Source organism: Microvirga sp. 2MCAF35 (genome assembly GCF_052115545.1).
GTDB lineage: Bacteria > Pseudomonadota > Alphaproteobacteria > Rhizobiales > Beijerinckiaceae > Microvirga.
This window is the reverse complement of sequence record NZ_JBFRGW010000041.1, coordinates 1-26,635: the sequence shown is the minus strand read 5'-3', so window position 1 is coordinate 26,635 and position 26,635 is coordinate 1. Positions and strand designations below refer to the sequence as shown.

The following is a 26,635-nucleotide window of genomic DNA, read 5'->3' as shown; positions in this document are numbered from 1 at the left end:
AGATCAGATCGCGTCGAACTCGAAGGGCGAGACGCCGCGCTTCATCTCGTCGACGATCAGCGCATGCATGAGGGGAGGGGCGGCGCGCTGCGGGCAGGCGACGCGCTCGCACAGGCGGCAATTGATGCCGATGGGCGTGGCCTCCGACGCCGCCAGATCATGGCCCCGCGCATAGACGAGGCGATGGGCGTATTTCAGCTCGCAGCCGAGGCCCACCACGAATTGCGGATCGGGCGCTTTCCAGGGGTTGAAGGCGCGCTTCACCGTCCGGGCGATGGAGAACCAGCGCGAGGAATCCGGCAGCTCGATCACCTGCGTGGCCACCTGTCCCGGTGTCCGGAAGGTGGAGTGCAGGTTCCAGAGCGGGCATGTGCCGCCGAATTGCGAGAACGGGAAGCGGCCCGAGGAAAAGCGCTTTGAAACATTGCCGGCGGAATCCACTCGCACCAGGAAGAACGGGATGCCCCGTGCGCCGGGTCGCGCCAGGGTCGTGAGCCGGTGCGCCACCTGCTCGAAGCTCGCGCCGAAGCGGGCGCCCAGCACCTCCACGTCGTAGCCGAGCGCCTCGGCGGCCGCGTGGAACCGGCCGTAGGGCATCATGAGGGCGCCGGCGAAGTAATTGCCGAAGGAGACGCGCAGCAGCCGCCGGGCGGGCCCGTCCGTGGGCTCGAGGCGGGCCGCGAGGGTATCGATGGTCTCGCGCATCTCGGCGAAGGCCAGTTGGTAGGCGGCCTGAAAGGTCCTTCCAGAGGGATCGACAAGTTCGGATATCAGGAGCTGGCGCCGGTGATGGTCGTAGCGGCGTAAGGTATCCGGCATCACGTCGACGGGCATCACGCGCACCCGGATCCCGTGCTTCGCATGCAGCCGTTCGGCGATGGCGAAGAAGGGCTCGTGGCCGGTCAGGGCGAGGTCCGACGCCAGGGCTTCGGCGGCCTCGTCCAGCTCGGCGAAATGGTTCTTGGCTTCGTGGATCAGCTCCCTGACCCGGTCGACCGGGTTGACCTGAGGCGCATCCTCGGCCCGGTCCCGGTCGCTGAGGCTCGGGGTCACCGCCTCGCGGGCTCCGCGCATGGCCTGATAGGCCCGGTAGAGCCGGTTGATGGCATCGACAAGCGAGGGGGCGCTCTCCACGGTCTCGCGCAGTTCGAGCCGGGCCACCGGAGTGGAGCGGAACAGCGGGTCGGCGAAGACCTCCTCCAGTTCCGAGACGGTGCGCTCGTGGTCGTCGTTGGCGAATTCGCGCGGATCGAGCTGGTAGGCGTGGGCGAGGCGGATCAGCACCTGGGCGGTGATCGGGCGCTGGTTGCGCTCCATCAGGTTGAGGTAGCTCGGGGAGAGCCCGAGCTCCTCCGCCATGCGGGACTGGCTCATGTTGAGCTCGCGCCGCAGCCGCTTGAGGCGGGGGCCCACGAAAAGCTTTCTGCTCTCATCCATATTGTAAATCTTTTTACAAGTTTACACGACTAGCCGAGTCAAAGCTTTACAGGACGACTTTTCTTTTAAAATCCATCATTGAAACAAATGCTTCTTGGCGGATTATGAAAGCAAGACGTCCTGCTGCTCTGCAACAATTCTGGCCCGCAGGAAAGTTTTGTCAAGGAATGTAAAAGAAAGGATCGCCATGACCAGCCAGCCGAACCCGGGTTCCCTGCCGGACCTGATCCCCGCCGTTCCCGAGGGGCGCTTCGACGGTATCCGCAGGCCCTATTCGGCCGAGGACGTGGCCCGGCTGCGCGGATCCTTCCCCATCGCCTACACGCTGGCCGAGCGCGGGGCCCAGCGCCTGTGGCAGCTCCTGCACGAGCGTCCCTACGTCCATTCGCTCGGCGCCATGACCGGCAACCAGGCCATGCAGATGGCCCGCGCCGGGCTCGAGGCAATCTATCTCTCCGGCTGGCAGGTGGCGGCGGATTCGAACGTAGCCGGGGCCATGTATCCCGACCAGTCGCTCTATCCGGCCAATTCCGGCCCCGAGCTGTGCCGGCGCATCAACCGCACCTTCCAGCGCGCCGATCAGATCGAGCACGCGGAAGGCGGCGCGAAGCGCGACTGGTTCCTGCCCATCGTGGCGGATGCGGAAGCCGGCTTCGGCGGGCCGCTCAACACCTTCGAGATCATGAAGGCCTATATCGAGGCCGGCGCTGCGGGCGTGCATTTCGAGGACCAGCTCGCCTCGGAGAAGAAATGCGGCCATCTCGGCGGCAAGGTGCTGATCCCGACCGCCGCCCATGAGCGCAACCTCATCGCCGCGCGGCTCGCCGCCGACGTGATGGGCACCTCGACCCTGATCATGGCGCGCACCGACGCGGAATCGGCCAAGCTCATCACCTCGGACGTGGACGAGCGCGACCGGCCCTTCATCGAACCCGACAGCCGCACGCCGGAAGGTTTTTATCGCCTGAAGGACGGCACCGGCCTCGACCATTGCATCGCCCGGGGCCTCGCTTACGCGGAGCTTGCCGACCTCCTGTGGTGGGAGACCTCGCATCCTGATCTCGACGACGCGCGCAAGTTCGCGGAAGCCGTCCACAAGCGCTATCCTGGCAAACTCCTGGCCTATAACTGTTCGCCTTCCTTCAACTGGAAGAAGAAGCTGGACGATGCCACCATCGCGAAGTTCCAGCGCGAGCTCGGCGCCATGGGCTACAAGTTCCAGTTCGTGACGCTCGCCGGCTTCCACCAGCTGAATTACGGCATGTTCGATCTGGCGAGCGGCTACCGGGAGCGCGGCATGGGCGCCTATTCCGAGCTGCAGGTTCGGGAATTCGCCGCCGAGACCGACGGCTATACGGCCACCCGCCATCAGCGCGAAGTCGGTACCGGCTATTTCGATCAGGTTTCGGTGGTCATCACCGGCGGCAAGTCGTCGACGACCGCCATGGCGGAATCCACCGAGACCGCGCAGTTCCAGACTTCGGCCAAGCTCCAGGCGGCCGAATGATTCGACACCTCGAACCCTTTGCACCAATGGAGATCGTCATGATGAAGTCACGTTTCTGGGTGGTCGGCGGCGAGTACACCTCCTGCGACTGCGAAACCATCGTCCGGGGCACCGAGCGGGTCGTCGGTCCCTTCGACAGCCGCACCGAGGCCGAGCGCACCTGGCGCACCCTGTCCGAGGACCATCGTCCCCAGGCCCAGGTCCGCTTCACCATCGCCCAGGAGCCTCCGACGACCCTGAGCGCATGAGGGGCGACAGGCAAACCCTCCCACGTCATGGCCGGCCTTGTGCCGGCCATCCCGATACGGAAAGCGCCGCGCTTCAATCAATCGGGATCACCGGCACAAGGCCGGTGATGACGTGAAAGGGCGAGCTTTGCCGAATATTCATCCGGCACTGTGCCCTCTCTTTCCGATACCTCTTCATCCCGATCCGCAAAGAAGACCTCCCGCGACGAGTCTTTCTCCAGCGGGGATCTTTTGCCGCCACACGAAGTTTTTAACCTCCGCCCACATTCTTCATGAGCCTCCCCCCTGCCTAAACGGCCCGACTGTCCTAAAAACAGCCGGGCAAGGTTTCTCAAGGGGTTTCGCATGAAGACCGTCCTCACATCGCTCACCTTTGCCGCTGCGCTGGCCCTCGCCGGGGCGGGTGCCGCCAGGGCCGACGTGGTCGTCTCGTCGAAGATCGACACGGAAGGCTCGGTTCTGGGCAACATCATCCTGCTGACCCTCGAGGCCAACGGCATCAAGACCCAGGACCGGATCCAGCTCGGGGCGACCCCGGTGGTGCGCAAGGCGATCACGGCGGGCGAGATCGACATCTATCCCGAATATACCGGCAATGCGGGCTTCTTCTTCAACAAGGCGGACGATCCCGTCTGGAAGGACGCGGCCAAGGGCTTCGAGACGGCCAAGAAGCTCGATTACGACGCCAACAAGATCGTCTGGCTCGATCCGTCGCCGGCCAACAACACCTGGGCCATCGCGCTGCGCAAGGACGTGGCCGATTCCAACAAGCTCAAGACCCTGTCCGAATTCGGCCAGTGGGTGACGAAGGGCGGCAAGGTGGTGCTGGCGGCCTCCGCCGAGTTCGTGAATTCGGAGGCGGCCCTACCGGCCTTCCAGAAGACCTATGACTTCAAGATGAAGCCGGACCAGCTCATCGTGCTTTCCGGCGGCGACACGGCGGCGACCATCAAGGCGGCAGCCGAGCAGACCAACGGGGCCAACGCGGCCATGGTCTACGGCACCGATGGCGGCATCGCCCCGTCGGGCCTCACGGTGCTGGCGGACGACAAGAACGTGCAGCCGGTCTATGCCCCGGCGCCGATCATCCGCGAGGCCGTCCTGAAGGAGAACCCGAAGATCGCCGAGATCCTGAAGCCCGTCTTCGCATCCCTCGACCTCACCACGCTCCAGGGGCTGAACGCCCGCGTCCAGGTCGGCGGCGAGCCGGCGAAGGCGGTGGCGACGGATTACCTGAAGTCCAAGGGTTTCCTGAAGTGATCTGAGGCTCTGGTTTCGGAGACGGCTCATCAACCTCCGACCTCATCCTGAGGAGCCTGCGCAGCAGGCGTCTCGAAGGATCATCCAGCAGGCACTGGAGGCGCCCTCGTCCTTCGAGACGCCGCCTCCGGCGGCCCTCAGGATGAGGGCTCACGGAAGAGCCTGCTTATGAACCAGACTTTCAGGATGAGGACTCGGCAAACCGAAGGATGAGCCATATTCTCAGGACCCAGACGGTGCGATAAGGGCCGGATATTTTGTGACGACGATCTCTTCCCGAACGACCGCGCCCGGCATGTCCTCCTTGCGTTCTTCCCTGTCCCTGGACCGGCTCGGGAGCGTGATCGCCGTGCTGATCGGCGTTGCGCTCTTCGCCTCGCCCTTCGTCATCTACCGGGCCAACCGCATCGTGGCCGGCGAATGGCGAATGCTGGCCGATGCGCTGCCGTCTTCGGGCGCCATTGGTGTGATGGCCGTGGCGCTCGGCGTGGCGTTGTGCGCGGCCCTGGTCCGCGCACCGCTGATCCGCCTCGCGGCGGCGGCCATCGGCCTGTGCGCGATCTTTCCCGCAGTCGGATCCTCGGCGGCTTTCGTCACGCCGCCCGGTAACACGTTCGCGCGGGTCTCGCCGTCCCTGGGCTTCTGGCTCCTGGCCCTGGCCTTCGCGCTGCTGGCAGCCGATGCGTTGACGCGGCTGCGCCTGGGTCCCTGGGCGAGGCTCGCGGCTCTCGCGGTGGCGGCCGGCGCGATCGCGCTGCTGCTCGTCTCGGGCGCCTGGAACGATCTCTCCCTCCTCAAGGAATATGCGAGCCGGGCGGACACCTTCTGGCGCGAGGCGCGTGAGCACCTGTGGCTCGCGTTCGGCTCGATGATCGCCGCCTGCCTCGTCGGTCTGCCGCTGGGCATTCTCGGCCATCGCGTCCGGCGGCTGCGCAATGCGATCCTGCAGGTGCTCAACATCGTCCAGACGGTTCCGAGCATCGCGCTTTTCGGCATCCTGATCGCGCCGCTCGGCTATCTCGCCGCGCATGTGCCCCTGGCGGCGGCCTTAGGCATTCGCGGCATCGGGGCCGCGCCCGCCTTCATCGCGCTCTTTCTCTATTCCCTGCTGCCGGTCGTCGCCAACACGATCACCGGATTGAAGCAGGTCCCGGCGGCCGTGATCGACGCGGCGCGGGGCATGGGATTGTCCGCGCGCCAGCGCCTGTGGCAGGTGGAATTGCCCCTGGCGCTGCCGGTCATTCTCACGGGCATCCGCATCGTGCTGGTGCAGAACCTCGGATTGGCCACCGTGGCGGCGCTGATCGGGGGAGGGGGCTTCGGCACCTTCGTGTTCCAGGGCATCGGCCAGACGGCTATCGACCTCGTGCTCCTGGGCGCCATTCCCACGGTGGCCCTGTCGTTTGCCGCCGCCATCATCCTCGACGCATTCATCGATCTGACCAGGCGGGGCTCTCCATGATCGAGATCGAGCATCTCACCAAGCGCTATGGCGCCACCATCGTGGTCGACGACGTGTCCCTCCGTGTCGACGAGGGAACGATCACCGTCGTGGTCGGCACGTCGGGCGCGGGCAAGTCGACCCTGCTGCGCATGATCAACCGGCTCGTGGAACCGAGCGAGGGCCGCGTGCTCATCGACGGCCAGGACACCATGGCGATCCCGGAGGACCAGCTGCGGCACCGGATCGGCTACGTGATCCAGGGCTACGGGTTGTTTCCTCACCGCAATGTCGCCGAGAACATCGCCACCGTGCCGCGCCTTCTCGGCTGGGACAAACGGAAAATCGCGGCCCGCGTCGAGGAGCTGCTCGACCTGTTCCAGCTCGACCCGGCGGAATTCGCGAACAAATTTCCGCATGAATTGTCAGGCGGTCAGCAGCAGCGCGTCGGCGTCGCGCGCGCCTTGGCGGCGAAGCCCGCGGTGCTGCTGATGGACGAGCCCTTCGGCGCGCTCGATCCCGTCATCCGCAGCAAGGCGCAGGACGATCTCGTCGCCATCCAGCGCCGTCTCGGCACGACGGTGGTTCTGGTCACGCACGATATGAACGAGGCGTTCCAGCTGGGCGACAGGATCGCCGTGATGGATCAGGCGCGATTGCTGCAATATGCAACGCCGGCCGAACTGCTCACGCGTCCGGCGGAGGCTTTCGTCGAGCAGCTCGTGGGAACGGCAGAGCGTCCCTTCCGGCTCCTCTCCCTGCTGAAGGTGCGGGAGGCGCTCGAATCCGGACACGCCGAAGGCGAGCCCGTTCTCGTCACCGATTCCCTGCGCGATGCCCTCTCGCGGCTGATCTGGGCCGGACGGGAGGCCTTGCCCGTCGCGGATGCATCGGGCGCTCGCGTCGGTCGCGTCAGCGTGGCGGGCATCGTGGCGCATGGGCGGTCGGTTCCGTGAGTGGGCGTTCGCTGATCTGGCGCGGAGCGGCGCTGTTCCTGCTGGTGCTCTTCATCACCGCGCCGCAACTTTTCGCCTTCGCCTTCAAGCCCCTGACCACGAACGGCGCGCCGGCGATCTACAACCAGGGCAGCCTGCTCTCGCTGACCCTCTCGCATCTGCGCATCGTGTTCCTGGCGACGGTGGCGAGCACCGTTCTGGCCGTAGGGCTCGGCATCTTCGTCACGCGGCCTTCGGGAGCTGAGTTCCTGCCGCTGTCGCGCAGCCTGGTGAATATCGGCCAGACATTCCCGCCGGTCGCCGTTCTGGCGATCGCCGTGCCGCTCGTCGGCTTCGGCGAAAAACCGACCTTCATCGCGCTGTTCCTCTACGGGCTCCTGCCGATCTTCGAGAACACGCTCACCGGCCTGATGGAAGTGTCGCCGCAGACGCTCGAAGCCGCCAAGGGCATGGGCATGAGCCCGCGCCAGCGCTTGTTCCAGGTGGAGCTGCCGCTTGCGTTTCCGGTGATCCTGGCGGGGATCCGCCTCTCGGTGATCATCAGCCTAGGGACAGCCACCATCGGCTCGACGGTGGCGGCCAAGGGTTTGGGCGAGGTCATCATCGCGGGGCTCCAATCCAATAACGTGGCTTTCATCCTGCAGGGCGGTTTGGTGGTTGCGCTGCTCGCGGTTCTGATCCACGACGGGTTGGGAATGGCCGAACGGGTGGCCGCACGAAAATTGGGCCGCCCTGCGGACGAGGTGTCATGACGCTTCTCGAGCGATTGAAGATCGAAACCCGTGACGCGCATGACCGGATCGAGGCCGCCATGGATCTCGACCGCCGGATCGCCTCGCGCAACGCTTACAGGGACCTGCTGATCCGCTTCTACGGCTTCCACAAGGCCTGGGAACACGAGGCTACTGATCGGGCGCCCGACCGGGCCTTCTTCCAGAGCCGTTGCAAGACCCGGCTTCTCGCAAGGGATCTCGAAGCTTTAGGACTAAAATCTGACGACATCATGGGTTTGCCACAATGCCGTCCTCTGATGTCTCTGCCGGCCCCGGAGGCGGTGCTGGGAAGCATGTATGTGGTTGAGGGCTCCACCCTCGGCGGCGCCATCATCGCGCGCGAGGTGGAGAACCGGTTGGGACTGACGACGGAAACGGGCTGCGCCTATTTCCGCAGCTATGGACGAAATGTTGCTGCCATGTGGAAGTCGTTCGGCGCAGTGCTGCTTGAAGCTTCGTCGCCGGAGGCCGACGATCTGATCGTCGGGGCCGCGCAGGATACCTTCACCGTGATGCATGACTGGCTGTGCGAGACCCCATGACCCTGCAAGTGCAAGATATCGATCTGACCGCCTGCGAGCGGGAGCCGATCCACATTCCGGGCAGCATCCAGCCTCACGGCATCCTTCTCGCGATCAGGCTGTCCGACAGGACGATCGCCTATGCGAGCGCCAACGTCGCGGAGGTTTTCGGCTTCCAGGCGGCCGATGTGCTCGGCCGGCCCTTCGCCCAGGTGCTGCCGGCCCTGAGCGCGGAGTCCGACGCACAGCTCGATGATCCGCCGACCGCGGGGAACACCCGCTTCGTCCGCACCATCCGGGTCAGGACGGCCCAGGAGGAACGCATCTTCGAGACGGCGATCTCCCGCTCGGCCGATTGCGCGATCCTCGAACTGGAGGAGCCTCCCCTCGGTTCGGTCTCCAGCATCGATGCGCTCTATCCCACCCTGCGCCGGTTCGTGGAGCAGCTGCGGAGCGCCTCGACCGTCGAAGTCCTGTGCCGCCTGGCCGCCCAGGACATCCGCCGCATGACCGGCTTCGACCGAGTGCTCGTCTATCGCTTCGACGAGCAGTGGAACGGAACCGTCATTGCCGAGGACCGCAACGAGGTGCTGCCGTCCTATCTCGACCTGCGCTTCCCGGCCTCCGACATCCCGGCCCAGGCGCGGGAGCTCTACCGCCGCAACCGGCTGCGCATCATTCCCGATGCCGGCTACACGCCCGTCCCCATCCAGTCGCGCGATCCCGCGCCGCTGGACCTGAGCGACTCGGTGCTGCGCAGCGTCTCGCCGGTGCATCTCGAATATATGCGCAACATGGGGACGCTCGCCTCCATGTCGATCTCGATCCTGCGCGACGGCGATCTCTGGGGCCTCATCTCCTGCCACAACAAAGAGCCGAAGCGGGTCTCGCTCCAGGTGCGCAATGCCTGCGATTTCCTCACGCAGATCTTCGCGCTGCAGCTGGAGGCGCGGGAGAACACGATGCTGGCCGAGAACCGCGTGCGGCTCGGCGCCGTGCAGACGCGGCTTCTCGCCCATATGGCGGCCGAGGAGCACTTCATCGCGGGCTTGGTGAACCATCCCGACGACCTGATGATGCTCGCGGGCGCGCAGGGAGCGGCTGTCATCACGCAGGACCATTGCTGGTGCCTTGGCCAAGCGCCCGACAAGAGCCAGGTCCGGGCGCTCTTCAACTGGCTGTCCGAACACCAGGAGGAGGACGTCTTCGTCACCGACAACCTGTCGGGGCTCTATCCGCCGGCGAAAGCCTTTGCCGATAGGGCGAGCGGCCTTCTCTCCATCTCGGTCTCGAAGGCGCATTCGAGCTACGTGCTCTGGTTCCGCCCCGAGGTCGTGCAGAATGTGCAATGGGGCGGCAATCCGCAGAAGCCCGTCCAGGAGGAGGCTGGATCCTTGAGGCTTCATCCCCGGCGCTCCTTCGAGACCTGGAAGGAGACGGTGCGGGACCGCTCCCTGGTCTGGGACCGAAGCGAGGTCGAGGCGGTCAAGGAGCTGCGCAACGCCATCGTGGGCATCGTGCTGCGCCGGGCCGAGGAAATGGCGGCGCTCACGGAGGAGCTGCGCCGCAGCAACAAGGAGCTGGAGGCCTTCTCCTATTCGGTCTCCCACGACCTGCGGGCCCCGTTCCGCCACATCGTCGGCTATTCCGAGCTGTTGAAGAAGCAGGAAGCGGCCGAGATGTCCGAGAAGGGCAGGCGCTACGTCGACACGATCATCGAGGCGGCCTACACGGCCGGAACCCTGGTCGACAACCTGCTGCGCTTCTCCCATATGGGCCGCACGGCCCTGAGGCCCCGGCCCGTGGACGTGGGCCGCCTCGTCGACGAGATCCGGCAGAAGCTCGTGGCGGAACAGGGCGAGCGCCGGATCCAGTGGGTCGTCGGTGACCTTCCCCCGGTGAATGCCGACCCGGTGCTGATCCGGCTGGTGTTTGAAAATCTGCTCGACAATGCGGTCAAGTACACCCGCACCCGGGAGAAAGCGCGCATCGAGATCGGCTCCATCCGCAAGGACGAGGAGACGATCTATTTCGTGCGCGACAACGGCGTCGGGTTCGATATGAAGTACATCGCCAAGCTGTTCGGCGTGTTCCAGCGCCTGCACAGGATGGAAGAATTCGAGGGGACGGGGATCGGGCTGGCCAATGTCCGCCGGATCGTCGAAAGACATGGGGGCCGGGCCTGGGCCGAGGGAGCGCTCGACAAGGGCGCGACCTTCTCCATCGCCCTGCCGGATCAGATTGAAGGAGCCGCGTGAATGGCGGAGCTGAAACCGATTCTTCTGGTTGAGGACAACCCGAAGGATCTCGAATTGACGCTGGCCGCCCTGGAGCAGAGCCAGCTCGCCAACGAGGTCGTCGTGGTGCGCGACGGCGAGGAGGCGCTCGACTTCCTCTATCGCCGCGGCGCGCATGAAAGCCGCAACACCAGCGACCCGGCCGTGGTCCTGCTCGACCTGAAGCTGCCGAAGGTCGACGGGCTCGAGGTGCTGGAGAAGGTCAAGGCCGATCCCAAACTGCGCCAGACGCCGGTCGTCATGCTCACCTCCTCGCGGGAAGAAACCGACCTTGTGCGCAGCTACGAGCTCGGCGTGAACGCCTTCGTGGTGAAGCCCGTGGGCTTTCGCGAATTCTTCGACGCGATCCAGGACCTCGGCGTGTTCTGGGCGATCCTCAACGAGCCGCCGCCGCGGCGCAACGGCGCTTAAGGACATCGATGGACCGGGGTTCCGTCATTCCCACCGATCGGGTGCTGCGCATCCTCCTTCTGGAGGACAGCGCGCTCGATGCCGAGCTGGTGACGGAGACCCTGGTCGACGCCCGGCTGTCCGTATCGGTCGAGCACGTGGTCTCGGCGGACGAGTTCACCCGGGCCGTCCGCGACGAGACCTGGGATCTCATTCTCGCCGATTACCTTCTGCCTGCCTTCAATGGCCTGCACGCGCTCGAGATCGCGCAGGAGATGTCCCGTGCCACGCCTTTCGTCTTCGTCTCAGGCGCCCTCGGCGAAGAGGTCGCCGTCGAGGCCCTGAAGCGCGGGGCGACGGATTACGTGCTCAAGGACAAGCTCGAAAGGCTGCCCGCCACCGTGCTGCGCGCCCTGGCCGAGGCCCGCGAACGCGGCGAGAAGCAGCGGGCGCAGGATGCCCTGCGGCAGATGCTCGATCAGCGCACGGCGCTCCTGCATGAGCTCGACCATCGGGTGAAGAACAATCTCCAGCTGCTGCTTTCGCTGGTGGGCATCGAGTATCGTCAGGCCGAGGACGCGCCCACGCGCCAAGTGCTCGGGCGCATAAAGGAGCGCATGCAGGCGCTGGCCGCCGCGCATCGGGATCTCTACGACGGGCAGGGATCGACCCGGTTCGACGTGTCGCGCTTCGCGAAAGGATTGTGCGCGGAACTGACCTCGTCGATTCCAGGCGTGAGGATCACGCCGGAATTCGAGATCGACGCCGTGGAGGTCGAAGCGTCGAAGGCCGCCGCCATGGCGCTCCTGTTCAACGAAATCGTCGTCAATGCGCTCACCCATGCCTACAAGGAGCGGCAGGGCAAGCTGAAGCTCCGGCTGCGGGTCGAAGACGGCACGCTGGTCTTCCAGATCGCCGACGACGCCTTCAGCCCGGAGGAGAAGCAGCACGCGAAGGACAGTGCCTCCGGGACGATTCTGAAAGCCCTCGCCCGCCAGCTCGACGCGGATGTGGAATGGCCGCTCGACGATCCCGCCATCCTGGTGCGTGTCGCCATGGCTGTTCAGGATGGCGCCACATGATCGGCCGAAGATCATACTCCGTGCGATCGATCAGGCGCCTGTCCCAAGGCGCCCGGACCTCGTTGCGGCAGGTGCTGTGGGGGCTTGTTCTGGTTCTCGCCCTGCCGACCATTCTCGTCGCGGCGGCGGGTCTCTATTCAGGCTACCGCGCCGAGCGGCAGGCTGTCGATCTGCGCATGCAGGAGACGGCCCGCGCGTTGAGCCTCTTGCTCGATCGCGAAATCGAAAAATCGGTTTTGGCACTGCAGGTTCTGGCTCATTCGTCCAGCCTTGCCCGGGGAAACTTCGAGGAGTTCTACGACCGAGCGAAGAGCAGCGGTCTCGAGGAGCCTTCCTGGATCGCGCTTTTCGAACCCGGCGGTCGTGTGGTCTTCAACACCCGTGTGCCTTACGGTGTGAGCCTGCCGAACAGCAACCGCCCGGATGTGCTGCAGCGCGTGCAGGAAACCCGCAAGCCTTACGTGTCCAACCTCTATGTGGGCTCGCTGACCGGCCAGCGCCTGATCACCATCGATGCTCCCGTCATCATCGACGAGCGGGTCGCCTACATCCTGTCGCTTGCGATCACGCCGGACGTTTTCCAGCGGATCATTCGCGATCAAAGAATTGCCAACGACTGGAACGCGGCCGTGCTCGACCGGAGCCGGAGGCTCGTGGCGCGCTCGCGCTCGCCGGAGCGCTTCGTCGGGCAACTTGCGAGCGCCAATGTCCAGGAGGCTCTCGCGGGCGCGCAGGAAGGGATTCTTCGAAGCGTGACGCTCGACGGCATTCCGGTGCGCACCTATTTCAGCCAGTCGCCGACCTATGGCTGGTCCTTCGTCATCAGCATCCCGGAAACAGAGCTGGCGAAATCGGCCCAGCGCTCCCTCTTCTGGCTCACGGTACTCGGAGCGGTCATCCTCGGCGGCATTCTCCTGGCGGTTCTGTTCTCGCGCGCCATCTCGAAGCCGGTCGATCAGCTCGTCGCGGCGGCCCAGGCGCTCGGGCGGGGAGCCGAGGTCACGGATCGGACCACAACGCGGGTTCTGGAATTCGACACGATCAAGAGGGCACTCGTCGAGGCGGCCGCCGGCGTCCGCAACCACGAGCGGGAGCGGGAAGAGGTTCTCGCCCACATGGCCGAGAGCGAGGCGCGCCTGCGCCTAGCGCTCAATGCGGGCCATCTCGGTTCCTGGGAATATACGCCCGCCACGGGCGCCCTGACGACGACGCCCACGTGCCGCGCCCATTTCGGGCGCGCGGTGGACGAGCCGGTCTCCTATGCGGATCTCGTCGCCCAGATCCATCACCACGATCGCGCCCTGCAGGCGGAGGCCGTCGCGCGGGCATTGGCGGGCCGCACCGATCTTCAAGCGGAATATCGCGTGATCTGGCCGGACGGCAGCGAGCATTGGATCCGTGTGAGCGGCCGGATGAGAAACGGTCCCGACGGGCATCCGTCCATGGTCGGGGTGTCTCAGGACATCACGGAGCGCCGGTTGGCCGAAGACCGGCAGGCGCTTCTGCTGCACGAGCTCAATCACCGGGTCAAGAACACGCTGGCAACGGTTCAGTCGATCGCCTCCCTGACCAGACGATCGGCCGACGGCAGCGATCCCGCCGCATGGAACGCCTTCATGGACCGGCTGCACGGGATGGCGAAGACCCACGATCTTCTCACGGTCACCCACTGGCAGGGCGCGCTTCTGGAGGACGTGCTGAAGAACGAGCTGGAGCCCTACCAGGACGGCATGCGGCAGCGCATCCGCCTGCGCGGCCCCCGTATCAATCTGCAGCCCGGCGCCGTTCTCGCCCTGGGACTCGCCATCCACGAACTGGCGACGAACGCCGTCAAATACGGCTCGCTCTCGGTCCCGGACGGCAAGGTGCATGTGATGTGGGCCATCACCTCGGGAAGCGGACAGTCCGCGCTTCTCGTGGAATGGGTCGAAAGCGGCGGCCCGCTGGTGAAGGAGCCCGAGCGCCAGGGCTTCGGCTCTAAGCTGATCCAGCGCGGCCTCGCGCAGCAGCTCGGAGGCGAGATCAAGCTCGATTTCGCCCCCGCAGGCGTGCGCTGCGTCATCACCTTCCCGCTCTCGACCATGACAGCGGACCAGAGCGGCGTGTCCGAGACCCAGGAACGCTATGCGTCGTGACGAGGGTGTGTCATTGCTTTGGGAGCGACACACCCTCGTCATGGCCGGGCCTGTCCCGGCCATCCCGGTTGTGTGAAACGCCGCACCTTTCCAATCGAGATCACCGGCACAAGGCCGGTGATGACGTGGGAGGGAGTGTACCAGTGTCCTTGCCATCCGACATTTGAACCATCGTCCCCCCATCCGGTGCCCTCATGACGACGACCCGAGACAAGCTCGAAACCATTCTGGCGCGCCTTGCCGGGCGCAAGGCCGACGAACGGGTGTTTCTGCGCGTCTATGAGGACGCGGCACGCATCGCCGCCGATGCCGCCGATGCGCGTCGTCGCGCGGGTCTTGCGCTCGGTCCGCTCGACGGCGCCATCGTGTCGATCAAGGACCTGTTCGACGTCGCGGGCGAGACGACGCTCGCAGGCTCGATCGCCCTGCGCGACGCATCTCCCGCCGGCAAGGACGCGACGATCGTGCGCCGCCTGCGTCAGGCGGGCGCCGTCATCCTGGGCAAAACCAACATGGTGGAATTCGCCTTCTCGGGTGTCGGCCTCAATCCTCATTACGGCACACCCGGCAACGCGGCGGATCCCTCACGCATTCCGGGCGGTTCATCCTCGGGAGCGGGCGTGTCGGTGGCGGAGGGCACGAGCGAGATTTCCATCGGCAGCGACACCGGCGGCTCCGTTCGCATTCCCGCGGCCCTCAACGGCGTCGTCGGCTTCAAGCCGACCGCGCATCGCGTCCCGCTCGACGGCGCGTTCCCCCTCGCGCCCAGCCTCGATTCCATCGGGCCGCTGGCGCGGAACGTGCAGGACTGCGCCTTCGCGGACGCCATCATGGCGGGCGAGGAGCCGCGCCTGTTGAATCCGCATCCTCTGGCGGGCTTGCGGATCGGTGTGCCGCGTGGGCGCCTGTTCGCGCAGACGGAGCCCCTGGTGGAGCAGGCCTTCGAGGCCACGTTGAAGCGTCTCTCCGGGGCAGGCGCACGGATTGTCGATCCCGGTATCGAGGATCTGCTGCAGGAAATGGTGGACGCCATCGTCACGTCCTCCATCGCGTCCATCGAAGCCTCGGAGGTCCATGCGGATTGGCTCGAGGCCAAGGTCGCCGAGATCGACCCGCGCGTGCACTGGTGGATCGCGCGCGCTGGCGAGGTGCCGGCGTCGGTCTATATCCGCATGCTGCGCCGCCGGCACGCCCTCATCGCCGCGATGGACGAGCGCCTGTCGCGGCTCGACGTGCTGGTGCTGCCGACCACCGCCATCTCTGCCCCGCTGATGGCCCCGCTGGAGGCCGACACCAAGCTCTACAACAAGACCGACGACCTGATTCTGCGCAACACCACGTTCGGCAACCAGTTCGATCTCGCCGGCATCTCCCTGCCGATCCCCGGCACGGAGCGCCCCGTCGGTCTCATGCTGGTGGCACGCCATGGCGACGATCGGCGTCTCCTGGACATTGCCGCAGGCGTCGAGGCGCTACTGGCGCGAGGATCGTGAACGGCACGAAACCGGACAACGATGCGTTATGTCCATTCCGATCCGTCGGCGACAGGCACGATGATGCGCCTCTTCTTCCTTTGCCTCGGCTATGCGAGCCTCGCGCTCGGTGTCGCGGGCATCTTTCTGCCGCTTCTGCCGACGACGCCGTTCGTCCTTCTGGCGGTCTGGTGCTTCGCCCGCTCGAATCCCGCGTTGGCCGACAGACTTTACAACCATCCCCGCTTCGGCCCGCTGCTGACCTCATGGCGCGATCAAAGAGCCATTCCGCGCCGCGCCAAGATCTGTGCGCTGACGATGCTTGCTCTCTCGTATGCGTTGATCCTGTGGCTGACGGAAAGCCCTATCCTGCCCATTACTCTCGCGGCCATCATGGGCAGCGTCGCTCTCTACATCGCAACACGGCCGGCCCCGCGCGAGTGCGCAAACGCTCCGTCGGCCGATGCTCCGGAGCGATAGGGTCCCGCGACGGATTTGAGCAGAATATCCTTGTGCTGCAAGGCTATATAAGAGCTTCTCCGATGCAGAGCTTCTTATATTTGGCCAAGGTTGTGCCATGTTCCGGCCCAGGTTCCGGCTAGGCTGCAAGCTTCACGATGGAAGGAGCGACATCATGCGCAGCCTTAGCCTGTCAGTATTCCTGCTCGCCTCTGCCGCAATGCTTGCACCACTCTTGATCGCGATGGCCTATGCCGTCAGCATCTTGGTCTCAGCTTTGATGTTTCCCTGAAATTCTGCTGCTTCTCCCGTTTTCATCGAGCAATTGCCGTCAGACATACAGTTTCCCGCTTGGAACCGCGTTTATGAGCGGGCGTTAGAATGCGATTGTTGAATAGGAATTTGTCTGATGCGCAAAATTGTCGTGTTGGCCCTTGCCGCAATGGGCCCGAGCCTTTTCGGTGCTCTGCCCTCCTCGGCCCAGCCTCAGCTCCAATTCGGTATCGGGCCTGACGGTCGTCCGCAGGTCGGCGTGCGCGACCCAGAGCAGGAGCGTTACGAACGCCGCGAGCGCTGGCGGGAGCGTCAGGAGCGGGAACGCGCACGCGCCTATGAGGAGGGACGCCGGGACGCGCTGCGTGACGAGCGCCGCTACGACGGTTACGAGCGCCGCTGCCGCAACATCATCATTCGCGAAGAGGACGATTGGGGCCGCACCGCCACGCGACGGGTCCGCCGCTGCGACTGACGTCATTCCGGTTCCCGGGTGCCGACGCCTGCGCGATGTCACGCCCGAGGATTGGCGATTTCCGCCGTAAGCCGGGGGAGTTCCTTGGTCATCCACTCCACCATCTGGTCGTTGGTTTTCAGATGGGCCGGCATGGGGATGAACGGGCCGTGGGATTCGTAGATCGCCACGGGATCCCGCGCGCCCAGAATGGGATCGAGATCGTCCTCGATCTCCGGTGTGATGGTTCTGCCGCCGAACCACGTGAGCAGCAGCAGGAGCATCCCGACGGCGCCGGCCAGAACGACGAGCAAGGATATTGCCAAGTCTGCCACCGCTGGTTCTTTCCCCGAACTCCGAAGCGCATCGTGCCTGGAAGAACGAGCCTACCACCGAAAGACCAACGCTCCAACGCCGTAAACCGCGCGGCAAAAGGGTGCATCCGGCTTGGATTTTTGCAGGTGCGAGGAACCGGGTTCAAGAGCTTGAGGTTGAACCTGAAATAGCCCCATGCGCGATGACGCGCCATGAGGGAAGGGGTGCGTAGCGATTCCTGTCCGATGGGAGGCGCTCATGAGAACGTATTACGTGTTCCAGTCCAGGACGACTCCGGAGCTTCGCGGCTTCGCGGACGATGAGGCGGGCGAGACCTTGCCCGCCGATCAGGGCCCCTGGATGCTCGATCGCCGGATCGATCCCGACGATGAATGGACGCTCGACGTGAGCCGGGCGGTCGTGGCCGCGGGGATCATCGAGAACGGCTTCTATCTCTGGGGACCGATCAACCGGACGGCGACTTGGCATCCGGTGATCGAGAGCGACCGCGTGGAAGGCACCGCCGTCTACGACCCGCGAGGCACGCAGATCGGCACCATCAAGCGCCTGCTGATCGAGAAGGTGAGCGGAAAGGTTCTCTATGTCGACATGACCTTCGGGGGCTTCCTGGGCATCGGCGTGCATCACCACAGGATTCCGTGGGACAAGCTCTCCTACGACAAGGACCTCGAAGGCTACCGCACCGACGTGACCGAGGCTCAGGTCCAGGGCGCGCCAGCCTTCTACGGCGACGACCAGGTCTGGCCCGACCGCAAGCGTGAGCAGGAGTTGCGGGATTACTGGCACGACATCCCGAGAGGGCCTATTTGACCCTGAGTTCGAGTCGGGTTCCGGCTTGAAAGCCACGCGTCGGGCATGCGTATTCGTCCGCGACGCCCGCCGTTGATTGCAGTTGTTCTCCAAGCTGCCTTGGTTTTGCCTCGCCCAGCAAGGATGAGGCATCGATGATTGCGCTTGATGAAACGTAAATCGAAGTAATGCGTTTGCCCTCCACGATAATAACGTGGAGATGGAATGATGAAGAAGTCAGCTTGGCTCCTGGCGGCTGCTTTGATCGGTTCGAGTGCCGTCGTCTCGACGCCTTCCTTGGCTCAAGTGCAGTTCGGCATCGGCCCCGACGGCCCGAGCGTGCGCGTCGGCCCGGATCGTGAACGCCATGAGCGCCGCTATATCGAGCGCCGCCGCGTCTACGACCGTGACGATCTCTCGACCGGCAGCATCGACCGCTGCCGGACCGTGGTGATCCGCGAGGAGAACGACGACGGCGATACCGTCACCCGCCGCATTCGCCGCTGCCGCTAAAGCTCACGGTCGGTTCCATCGAAAGGTCCGAGAGGCCGTGCGCCTCTCGGACCTTTCGCATTTTTCATTCCAGCGCTAGGCCGCCTCCGCACGTGGCGTCCGGATCAGCTCCACCTCGGACGTGATCGCCAGCGTCACCATGCGTCCTCGACTGATCAGAGCCACGACGTTGGAAGCCAGTGTCATGGCGGCCCGGTCCGACCGCCCGCCCTGCAAGTAGGAGACGTAGAGCCGCATCAGCTCGACCGTCACATAGTGGAAGGCGACCTGGGACCCGCGGGCCAGCCTCATCCGCCGCGAGGCCGTCGTGAGCTTGTCGAGATAGATGGATTGCTCGATGGCCGGCTCCGCCAGGAAGCCGCTCAGGCCGCCGAACATGTGCTCGAAATGGTCCCACAGGAGCGCGAGGTTGCGGGCCGCCTTGTCCTGCTGGTCGGGAGCGAGCGCCTGAAACTCGGCGAGAAGCTCCCAGACCGGATCGGTCGCCAGCGCCTCCTCCTCTTCGCTGGGGATCGGAAGGAACGGCAGCAGGGCCCGCGAGTGGGAGATCAATCGGGGCCGCAGCGTATCCCACCCGGCCAGCACTCTGGGCACGACGATCAGGGCCGTGGCGAGAGCGGTTTGGTCGAGCAGGGCCCGGGCCTGCGCGAGTCTCGGACGCGCCGCCTGCCGGCAGGCTTCGAGGAAGCGCCAGCGCAGAAGGCTCAGCCTCTGGAACTGCTCGAGTTTTTCGATGAGACGGTTTTGAGGTTGGTGATCGACGGACCAGGGGAAGGTGAACTCACTTCGACACTGAGGCGGGCTGCTCATGAGGTTGATGATCCGATCCGCAATTCATTTGAGGCGCCTTCGGGTCATACAAGGCCAATCCAGGCAACTTTGAGGCTCCGACACCCGGTCGGGTAAGTACCTTTGGTCGCAGGAGAATATTGTCTTTCGGCAGGATTATTGGGATCCGACGGCTTTGATGCATTGATCCAAGCTCCCAAGCGATCCAGGCGTCGTAGCCTTGAACCCTGGCCTGCCATGCTTAAATCCTGGCGTGTCCCCGATCCGGGCCCCTCTGACGCGAGCCGTGCCGGCCCTTGCGTGATGTCGGATCTCTCCCGATCCGACCGCCGGCTTAAGGGTTGAGAATGCTTCAAGAACTCCTGGCATCCGTCGTCAGCGTGCTGATCGTCGATCCGCTTCAGGCGGAGATGAACGAACGTCTGGCCCAGGTCCGTGCGCCCCAGGCCGTCGTCGCCGACGTGCGAACCTGCGCCGAGGCCTCCCTGCCGAAGCTGGCCGACCGGGCGGCCGCCGACCCGCTCTGGGTCGTCACCACCGCGTTCGACGTGTGGACCGGCCGCACCGCGCCCGACCAGATCCTCGGCGGCACATCCACCCAATGCGACGCCGCCATCAAGGCCGCGAGAATCTATCTGGAGAGCCGCGGAGCGTGAGGCGCTTCCACCTCCAGCTCGGGAGCAGTGTCGAAATTCAACGACGAGGTCGCCTGGTTCTCATCTCAAGGTTAACCGCAGATTAGCATTCCGGGGGCAGTCTTGTGGCCGAACCACAAAGGAGCCTCGTTATGCCGACCCTCAAGACGTCTCTAGGCCTTGCCATGGTGGCGACGGTGCTGGTCCCGTTCATCACCGTATCGGCCTATGCGGCAACCATCGTGGCTGCCGCCATGATAGCGCCCTGAAGTCTCGCACATCGGCTTAATGGCAATTGCGGGATTGAGACCAAAGATCCAATTGACGGTGCTTGCCGGTCTCGACCCGAGAGTACCGCTTTCTGCTTACCCGATGGCGAAACTGACGAAGCAGGTCATCGACGCGATCCAGCCGAAGGCCGGAGCAGACGTGTTTGCGTGGGATGACGATCTGCCGGCCTTTGGGCTTCGGCTAAAGCCGTCTGGTGCGAAGTCCTTATATTTTGCAATACCGCAACCGCAACGGGCGTAGCCGTAGAGCGACCCTCGGGCGCTTCGGCGTGTTCATGGCTGAGCAGGCACGGCACGAGGCGCGCTTGGCTGAGCCGGACATGCCGGCACCCGCCCCAGAGATGTAGCCTGATCCAGGCGAGGGGCCCGACCTGTCGCCTCAGCCCTCTGAACTGCCAGGGGATGATGTTCTTAGAGTGGGATAGCAAAACATCATTCTCGCCAGCGTCTATGCTCGCGGCTTGGTAGTCAGGTCTTGCTGCGAGTTTCCCTTCCGCTCGTTCTATTCCCTGGTTCGCTAACCGCCTTGACGGGCTAGAGCACTAACAGCTAACAGCGTTTCAGATGACAAAGTCGCCAGAGTAGTGGGCCACCGTCAGCACAGGGCCGACCGGTAAGTCAGCGAAGACCACTTGATTGTATAGACTATTACTTTCCGACTGATTCCAGAGTATATATCCCCAATCTGGATCTGGGCTGCCGTAGTTTACTTTCGTGCCGGCAATCTTATTTATTTCCTCTGTCACATCTTGTGCTGCACGTGTTACAATAACTTGGTCAACGCCAGCTTCAAATCCGTAGATAACATCTACGCTATTGGAGCTGGTATTGAACTTCAATGTATCGAAGATGAAGTAATCAACTACCCCGGCTTTCCCAACCATCTCGTCGCTTGCCGACGTTGCATAATGATAAGGCTGAAGGAAGCCTGGAAGATTGCCCTGCGCATGGGCCGGGATATGGTCGACGGCCTGTTGAGGTAGGCTGTTGGGTCTAGGCATGGCGCGCTCCGTGGCAGAGATGGCGCCCCTAATAGAATCTACCACGCTATGGCTCTGAGATACACAAACAACCGCGCGTACTTAGCCAGTAACTATTCTCGGACAGCGCGGTCTAGAACCTGGGCAGTTCTTCGTGCGCGTTGTCGCCGGGTGCCTAATCTGTGCCCTTTCCCCCTAAGATGGGGAGGGCACCTTCTGTAGGATTGTGCAAAGCGGGCTATCATTTGCCTGCCTGGAGAAGCGGCGGCTCCGACGTGGACTCAGACCAAGCGGAGAGGCTGGGAAAGCTAAGGTTTCAGCCTCCCCTCTGGGATCATTTTAGGGCTATAGAGAGAATAATAGAATGCATTTACCTACGCCGAGGCAAGGCGCTTACCCCAGAGCAAGGTGGCTCGGGGTCGGCTATTGTCCTCAAACCTGGGGGTTACCTTTGTCCCCCAATGATCAACCCAGGTGGAGAGGCCGGTCCGGTGCCGTTTCCGGCCTCTCCCTTACTCTGTAGATTTCGCCAGTATTTCTGCTGGCGTTAATGGCCGATCCGTGGGCGGTTTTACTGAATAGGTGGTGCGGCGTTCCATTCTGATGATTATGAGAAATTGCGCGCCGCCTTTGCGAAGCCATCCTGCCGCAAAGTTGTGCCTAGAGAAGGTGAGGCGTAAATTGAGTTCAACCGCGAAGACGCAACCCCTCTCACGGCCTCCAGGGCTCTTGGTATGAAGGGCCCTGGACCCACTCGGTGGTCAGGGTGCACACCATGTCTCCGAAGCAGATCTCGCTCGCCGGCGGCCTTCTGGTGATGTGGCCCGGCCTGATCCAGGCGCATGACATCTACACGGACCTGCTCACCCGATCAGGTCTGCCTTGCTGTCATGGTGGCGACTGCCGCCCTGTGCCTTACCGTCTGGTGCCTCAAGGCGTGCAGATGTTCGTTGACGAGCACTGGATCGATATCCCAAGGGGCAGCATCCAATACAGAACCCTTGAGGGTGACCGAGGCGAAACAGGAGGAGCTCATTGGTGCGGGTTACGCGACGCGCTGGGATACTTTACCCGTTGTGCAATCTTGCCGCCCCAGTCCGCCGCCGCTCATTAGAACAGATTGTTCCACACTGCGCATTACGCGAAATTCGTGGTCGGTTTGCGGCCTTATGGAATCGGGTTCACAGGGCCGTAGCCCCAGACCATGGTCACCATCGAGAGAATTCCACTCAGGAGTACAATGCTTAGGGCTATGGTGCCGAATGGAATGTGCCTGCACTTCCAGGCAAGACGCGCCGCTTCACTGCGGTCAAATGCGGGACGGGCAGCCATGAGTGCCTCCCTTCGTGAGCTTCATCAACATACCAGATCCGAGATCGGTTACCCGTAACATAGGTTGCATCGGAATGAATTGATTGGGTTCGATCGGCTCAAGATTTGCCATAATGAGCAGCAAGCATGGGTATTTCCTGCGAGATTGGAGGAGAAACCATGCCTCTGAACCTGGAGTACTTCCATTTTGGTGACCATGGCTTGTACTACGGCAACTATGGCGGGCTTGATTATTCGGCAGGGACTGAGAACGGGACGATCACAGGCACGTCGGCAGATCCAAATCCCGTCGACGCTTACGATCAGGCGTTTTACGAGCATGATCTTGCTCTCCAACAGGCATCAAGCACAGAAGAGCGTCTCGAGGCGCATGTGCACGTCATCACAGCAGTATACGATCTGCTGCTCTAAGAAGGTGACTGTTGCGGGTGCTTGGGGCTAAGCGCGGCCTTGCGGAGGTAAGTCAAGGCCAGTCTCATCCAGTGGCTCAAGCAAGTTCTCGATATCCGGCTGCGCTACGCCGTCGGCTATCGGGAGTGGGCCAAGATCGGCCGCCTCTATGGCGTAAAGGCGGATGCTGTACGGAATGCGGCTTTAGGAGTGTCCTATAAGGATCTGCCTATGCCCCCCGAGGAGCCGCTGATGCCTGTCAAGTGGAGACCTTGTGAATGGCGAGACGGATTTGAAGGTGGCCTCGGCTCCCAGGCTTTCAGTTTCGTTTAGCAGCACAAGATGGGCGGCTTTGGTGATGGGCAGTGGGTATGGACGAATGAACGGTATGCCGCAAAACGCAAAGGTGCCACTCCTTGGCTTTGCCGACACAGTTGAGGAAGCCCAATACGCCGAAAGCGAGGTCTTCGACGTGTGGCTTGAGCGTTCGGGGCTGGTTATTGCCCCGCCGGCCGGAGCCAGCGGGGCGTTCAGGTGATGTGCTGCATCTCCTGGGAGTGCACGACATAGAGTCGGGAAGCTTGGCGGCCAAGCTTGATTTGGGCACAGTGTCCGACAATGTGATGAAGCGCTCTAGGCCAACCTTCGTTTGTCAAACTTCTCCGCACAAAGGCGGGTATTTAAGGGGCGGGGCCTCGAAGCACGGTACCTTCATACCTTTGTGGAGATCTATGAGGATGCGTCGGCCGCTAAGGGAGGAAGGGGACGTTTGCCCGAAAATACCTGCGCCGCTTACCTACTGCTTACCCGAGTTGGGTAACCGCCGACGTTCAGAGGGCTAAGTCATTAAAAAACTTGGTGGAGCTGAGGGGAATCGTCGGCGTGCATGATCAACCTTCGTGTTTGTGGCACAAAGGTTGAATGTGCTCAGGTGTCTGGTCAAGCTGGCCTGGGAGAGCCCAGGTCATAAGTTCATGCGGACCTACTGTTCGATGAGGCGCACACGCAAAGCCTCCTCCAGCCGCGCCAAGTTCGCCTCGTCCTCGATGCCAAGGAATTCGAGTTCGACATCCCCATCTGGATTGAAGCTCCAGGTGCTCGTGAAGTAGTCGATCCCCACGTCGTCAGCGATATCCCGTGCCTTCCAGACCTCGATCTGAATGGCGATGTCATCCATGTGCAGTTGATCGCCTGCGATACCGATCTTTCCGAGGCCGCTCTCGATTGCTGGCTTGATGAGCTTCTGGGTCACCCAGATATCGCCCTCTGGGATAAGGTGAATGTGTGAATGGCTCATTAGAACGGACTCTGCGAGGCTTGGACCGGAGCCGGAAGAAGACCCAGCCAGTAGCGTACAAATTCCTGCATGTCGTCCTCGCTTGCAAAACCAAGGACTGTGTAGTTGTGAGGGTGACGCGCGATGTTCCAGCCATCCCCTGGCTCCCCAAACATCTCGCAGCAAAGGCACTTGGCAAGAGAGTGAGCAGCTTCAGGGAAGTAAGATGGGGGAATGTCTAAATAAAATTCAAAATCGTTCATAATAAAAATTCTCTTAGTTCTGGGTCGTTGCCCATTAACGTCACCGTAATTGTCCGCGTCCTTAAAAGTCAAAATTATTTTGTGGCAATTTTTACGCCACTTGTTTGAGTGGTTGCAGTTTTAATTTTGACATGCCGCGCCGGATTATGACTTCATAATGAAGTTCATTAACGAACCCCTCGTTGCGAGGGCCGCCAATATTTTTAATTACTTTTTTGAGGACACTTCCAGATGGAAGACATTTTTGCACGCCTCGCTGAGGAGGCATCCATGGTGGATGCCAGCGCTGAGGCTGAAGCCAACACCTGCCTAGAGACTTCGAGCTTCCCACCAACAAACGCCATCACATTGATGACGTTCAACTACTATGACAACGGTCCGGGCGGGAAACCGAAGTGGTCAGCGTCGCGCTACGCCATGAACGTCCAGGTGTTCACGCTCGACACGCCGTTCACACCCAGCAGCAAGCTCGCAGCTTGGGAAGGCACCGTGCAAATGCACGACCCAGACTTCTTCGACAACTACACCGATCATTACTGGTCAGAACACTCTGACTGCATCACTGCGGATCAGATTGCGCTCTACAAGGCGGTGATCGCCGAGACGGCTGCCATGCCGAAGGTTGAGGAGGGGCCGCTTCTGGGGCAGTTCTGGAGCAAGAGCCCTGGCTGGGAATATCACTGGGGCTCGCTGATACGGGTTCACTACAACGCCTTCGGCGAGTTCGTCTGTGAAGTCTTCCATGACGGCGAGACCTACCTAATCGATACCTTCGCCAGCGTGCCTCGGGAGAGTGGCAAGTCACTGCCGATAATGCGTGGGCGTCATGATCCAGGGAAGCTCTGGCGCAAGGCTCCGCCCAAGCCCTCAAAGAAGGGGAGCCGGTAATCATGGCGACCAACAAGGACCTTGTGATGGCCATTACGCGGTTGAATGAGCGTGTCACCGCCCTGGAAGCGGCGAACTCCAGTCTGCAAGCCGTCAATGACAAGTTCGCCGAAGTCATCAAAATGGCATTCGAAGAGCACATTAAACTGCGTGACTACACGTCCGACACGCTGAAGGCACAGCAAGAGGCGATTGAAGCCCTCAAGGCTGAGCGCGTCATCGTGAATGCTGAGGGCATCATAGATGCGGACATGATGGCTCTACAGGCTGTCGAGTTGGTGTCTCAGAAGCTAGACGAGATCAGCACCCAGGTCAGTTCGATCAACCAAGCCGTGATCTCGCTTGAAGGATTCCGCACAACCTACCTGGGTGATCAGGAATTCGAGAAGAATAAGCGGCGGGAGTTCACTTCGTATTTTAATCGCGGACCTGAGGAGTAAGCCTTGGTTCCTTTTGTAATCTCATTATAATTGTTCAACTTGTAATCTCTAATATGTAATTATAATGAGTTCTTGAGAGGAACTCGTCTCTAATTCCTTTTTCTCCTTCGGCCTTGCCTCAGGTCTAATCGGCTTACGCCGGTCTAATCGATACCCGAAGAAGGACAGCGGATGACGAAGCCCGCCGCAGCGGGCTCGTCATGCCGCCTCGATCTCCGGACCGCCTGCCCCGACCGTCAGGGACCGTGCGATCCGCATCACCGACGTGGTGCTCGCGCTCGTCTCGCGGGCGGTCGCCCGGATACCTTGCCCCGCCATCAATGCTTGCTTGATCTGCTCGACCTTCGCATCGGACATGGGTGGGCGGCCCAGGCGCTTGGTGCCTTGGGCGCGGACCCGCTCCAGGCCCGCGATGACCCGGCTCCGGATCATGGCGCGTTCGTAATCACTGAAGACACTGAGGAGCCCAAAGAGCATGCGTCCACTGGGAGTTGATGTATCGAGTGCCTGCTGGTGCAGATACAGATCGACCCCACGCGCCTGCACATCAGCAAGGAATGCAACGAGGTCCTGGAGCGAGCGCCCAAGGCGATCCACGCTCCAGGCCGCGATCATGTCAAACTCGCGCCGAGCCACCCCCTTCAGGAGGGCGTCATATCCAGGACGCTGATCGCGGCCCTTGGCTCCCGAGATACCTTCATCCGTGTAGACAGCGACCACCGTCCAGCCGAGACGGACGGCCACCTCGTTCAACGCCATCAACTGGTTCTCGACGGTCTGGGTCCGCTTGTCCGTCGAGACTCTTCCATAGATCGCCACGCGCTTCGTCATAACGACCACCCTGCCAGGGATCGGTAGTCCGTCAACGAAATGGCGTCAGAAAAACAGATGATTATGAGGACAGTAACATGGCCATCCAGAAAGACCAGAAAACAAGGGTTTGCGAGGTCGCCCAAGACCCGAAGATCGAGGGGGATTTTGGTACGCCGCTGGCATGAGATCGATCAGG

26 protein-coding genes are annotated in these 26,635 nt (G+C 62.7%); 20 read left to right on the top strand and 6 right to left on the bottom strand.

Translation table 11 applies throughout. The annotated features are described in order from the left end of the window. Nucleotides 1-3 precede the first annotated feature (3 nt). Entirely contained in the window at nucleotides 4-1,437 is a 1,434-nt protein-coding gene (locus AB4097_RS17765) for a helix-turn-helix domain-containing protein (RefSeq protein ID WP_442041961.1), read from the bottom strand. Nucleotides 1,438-1,624: 187 nt separating this feature from the next. On the opposite strand from AB4097_RS17765, the gene aceA reads away from it, so the two are divergent. From aceA to AB4097_RS17695, 14 genes are all read left to right on the top strand, one after another. After that, nucleotides 1,625-2,944: an isocitrate lyase gene (gene aceA, locus AB4097_RS17760; RefSeq protein WP_442041959.1), complete on the top strand. Its 1,320-nt coding sequence runs from the start codon at nucleotides 1,625-1,627 to the stop codon at nucleotides 2,942-2,944. A 38-nt stretch (nucleotides 2,945-2,982) separates the two neighbouring features. After that, nucleotides 2,983-3,192 (top strand): DUF4170 domain-containing protein, encoded by a 210-nt coding sequence (locus AB4097_RS17755; protein ID WP_442041957.1) that lies wholly within the window; start codon nucleotides 2,983-2,985, stop codon nucleotides 3,190-3,192. Nucleotides 3,193-3,537: 345 nt separating this feature from the next. After that, on the top strand, nucleotides 3,538-4,452 hold the full coding sequence (gene osmF, locus AB4097_RS17750; RefSeq protein WP_442041955.1) for a glycine betaine ABC transporter substrate-binding protein OsmF: 915 nt from the start codon (nucleotides 3,538-3,540) through the stop codon (nucleotides 4,450-4,452). A gap of 295 nt (nucleotides 4,453-4,747) precedes the next feature. Continuing rightward, nucleotides 4,748-5,914, top strand: a complete 1,167-nt coding sequence (locus AB4097_RS17745) for an ABC transporter permease (RefSeq protein ID WP_442041977.1) — start codon at nucleotides 4,748-4,750, stop codon at nucleotides 5,912-5,914. Continuing rightward, nucleotides 5,911-6,849 carry an ABC transporter ATP-binding protein gene (locus tag AB4097_RS17740; protein WP_442041954.1) on the top strand — a complete coding sequence of 313 codons (939 nt, stop codon included), beginning with the start codon at nucleotides 5,911-5,913 and terminating at the stop codon, nucleotides 6,847-6,849. Before AB4097_RS17745 ends, AB4097_RS17740 begins: the two co-directional genes overlap by 4 nt. Beyond that, a complete protein-coding gene (locus AB4097_RS17735) occupies nucleotides 6,846-7,601 on the top strand; it encodes an ABC transporter permease (RefSeq protein ID WP_442041952.1) in 756 nt (251 codons plus the stop codon). Before AB4097_RS17740 ends, AB4097_RS17735 begins: the two co-directional genes overlap by 4 nt. Continuing rightward, entirely contained in the window at nucleotides 7,598-8,164 is a 567-nt protein-coding gene (locus AB4097_RS17730; protein WP_442041950.1) for a biliverdin-producing heme oxygenase, read from the top strand. Before AB4097_RS17735 ends, AB4097_RS17730 begins: the two co-directional genes overlap by 4 nt. Then, nucleotides 8,161-10,401 carry an ATP-binding protein gene (locus AB4097_RS17725; protein WP_442041948.1) on the top strand — a complete coding sequence of 747 codons (2,241 nt, stop codon included), beginning with the start codon at nucleotides 8,161-8,163 and terminating at the stop codon, nucleotides 10,399-10,401. The genes AB4097_RS17730 and AB4097_RS17725 overlap by 4 nt, the downstream gene beginning before the upstream one ends. After that, entirely contained in the window at nucleotides 10,402-10,851 is a 450-nt protein-coding gene (locus AB4097_RS17720; protein ID WP_442041946.1) for a response regulator, read from the top strand. Between the two features lie 8 nt (nucleotides 10,852-10,859). Then, complete coding sequence (locus tag AB4097_RS17715; RefSeq protein ID WP_442041944.1) at nucleotides 10,860-11,912, top strand: sensor histidine kinase; 1,053 nt, start codon at nucleotides 10,860-10,862, stop codon at nucleotides 11,910-11,912. A gap of 20 nt (nucleotides 11,913-11,932) precedes the next feature. After that, complete coding sequence (locus AB4097_RS17710) at nucleotides 11,933-14,047, top strand: sensor histidine kinase (protein WP_442041941.1); 2,115 nt, start codon at nucleotides 11,933-11,935, stop codon at nucleotides 14,045-14,047. A 194-nt stretch (nucleotides 14,048-14,241) separates the two neighbouring features. After that, the gene (locus tag AB4097_RS17705) at nucleotides 14,242-15,540 is read left to right on the top strand and encodes an amidase (protein ID WP_442041939.1); all 1,299 of its coding nucleotides are present in this window, start codon (nucleotides 14,242-14,244) and stop codon (nucleotides 15,538-15,540) included. Between the two features lie 21 nt (nucleotides 15,541-15,561). Further along, nucleotides 15,562-15,999, top strand: coding sequence for a YbaN family protein (locus tag AB4097_RS17700; protein ID WP_442041937.1), 438 nt, complete (start codon nucleotides 15,562-15,564; stop codon nucleotides 15,997-15,999). 388 nt (nucleotides 16,000-16,387) lie between these two features. After that, nucleotides 16,388-16,726, top strand: a complete 339-nt coding sequence (locus tag AB4097_RS17695; RefSeq protein WP_442041935.1) for a hypothetical protein — start codon at nucleotides 16,388-16,390, stop codon at nucleotides 16,724-16,726. Nucleotides 16,727-16,764: 38 nt separating this feature from the next. Here AB4097_RS17695 and AB4097_RS17690 read toward each other — a convergent pair whose 3' ends face one another. Further along, nucleotides 16,765-17,031, bottom strand: a complete 267-nt coding sequence (locus tag AB4097_RS17690; RefSeq protein WP_442041933.1) for a hypothetical protein — start codon at nucleotides 17,029-17,031, stop codon at nucleotides 16,765-16,767. A gap of 247 nt (nucleotides 17,032-17,278) precedes the next feature. On the opposite strand from AB4097_RS17690, the gene AB4097_RS17685 reads away from it, so the two are divergent. Further along, nucleotides 17,279-17,851: a PRC-barrel domain-containing protein gene (locus AB4097_RS17685; RefSeq protein WP_442041931.1), complete on the top strand. Its 573-nt coding sequence runs from the start codon at nucleotides 17,279-17,281 to the stop codon at nucleotides 17,849-17,851. Nucleotides 17,852-18,058: 207 nt separating this feature from the next. Beyond that, entirely contained in the window at nucleotides 18,059-18,343 is a 285-nt protein-coding gene (locus tag AB4097_RS17680; protein WP_442041929.1) for a hypothetical protein, read from the top strand. Nucleotides 18,344-18,418: 75 nt separating this feature from the next. Here the strand turns inward: AB4097_RS17680 and AB4097_RS17675 are convergent, their stop codons facing one another. After that, nucleotides 18,419-19,153 (bottom strand): hypothetical protein, encoded by a 735-nt coding sequence (locus AB4097_RS17675; RefSeq protein ID WP_442041927.1) that lies wholly within the window; start codon nucleotides 19,151-19,153, stop codon nucleotides 18,419-18,421. A gap of 326 nt (nucleotides 19,154-19,479) precedes the next feature. Here AB4097_RS17675 and AB4097_RS17670 point away from each other — a divergent pair, with 326 nt between their 5' ends. After that, nucleotides 19,480-19,788: a hypothetical protein gene (locus AB4097_RS17670; RefSeq protein ID WP_442041925.1), complete on the top strand. Its 309-nt coding sequence runs from the start codon at nucleotides 19,480-19,482 to the stop codon at nucleotides 19,786-19,788. 829 nt (nucleotides 19,789-20,617) lie between these two features. Here the strand turns inward: AB4097_RS17670 and AB4097_RS17665 are convergent. Beyond that, complete coding sequence (locus AB4097_RS17665) at nucleotides 20,618-21,058, bottom strand: hypothetical protein (protein WP_442041923.1); 441 nt, start codon at nucleotides 21,056-21,058, stop codon at nucleotides 20,618-20,620. Nucleotides 21,059-22,528: 1,470 nt separating this feature from the next. Here AB4097_RS17665 and AB4097_RS17660 point away from each other — a divergent pair. Further along, nucleotides 22,529-22,780 (top strand): hypothetical protein, encoded by a 252-nt coding sequence (locus AB4097_RS17660; protein ID WP_442041921.1) that lies wholly within the window; start codon nucleotides 22,529-22,531, stop codon nucleotides 22,778-22,780. 961 nt (nucleotides 22,781-23,741) lie between these two features. Here the strand turns inward: AB4097_RS17660 and AB4097_RS17655 are convergent. Then, nucleotides 23,742-24,011, bottom strand: coding sequence for a hypothetical protein (locus AB4097_RS17655; RefSeq protein WP_442041919.1), 270 nt, complete (start codon nucleotides 24,009-24,011; stop codon nucleotides 23,742-23,744). Between the two features lie 518 nt (nucleotides 24,012-24,529). Here AB4097_RS17655 and AB4097_RS17650 point away from each other — a divergent pair. Beyond that, nucleotides 24,530-25,186, top strand: coding sequence for a hypothetical protein (locus tag AB4097_RS17650; RefSeq protein ID WP_442041917.1), 657 nt, complete (start codon nucleotides 24,530-24,532; stop codon nucleotides 25,184-25,186). 2 nt (nucleotides 25,187-25,188) lie between these two features. Then, the gene (locus tag AB4097_RS17645; protein ID WP_442041915.1) at nucleotides 25,189-25,626 is read left to right on the top strand and encodes a hypothetical protein; all 438 of its coding nucleotides are present in this window, start codon (nucleotides 25,189-25,191) and stop codon (nucleotides 25,624-25,626) included. A 198-nt stretch (nucleotides 25,627-25,824) separates the two neighbouring features. On the opposite strand, the gene AB4097_RS17640 is transcribed toward AB4097_RS17645, so the two are convergent. Next, a complete protein-coding gene (locus AB4097_RS17640) occupies nucleotides 25,825-26,457 on the bottom strand; it encodes a recombinase family protein (RefSeq protein WP_442041913.1) in 633 nt (210 codons plus the stop codon). Nucleotides 26,458-26,635: the final 178 nt, after the last annotated feature.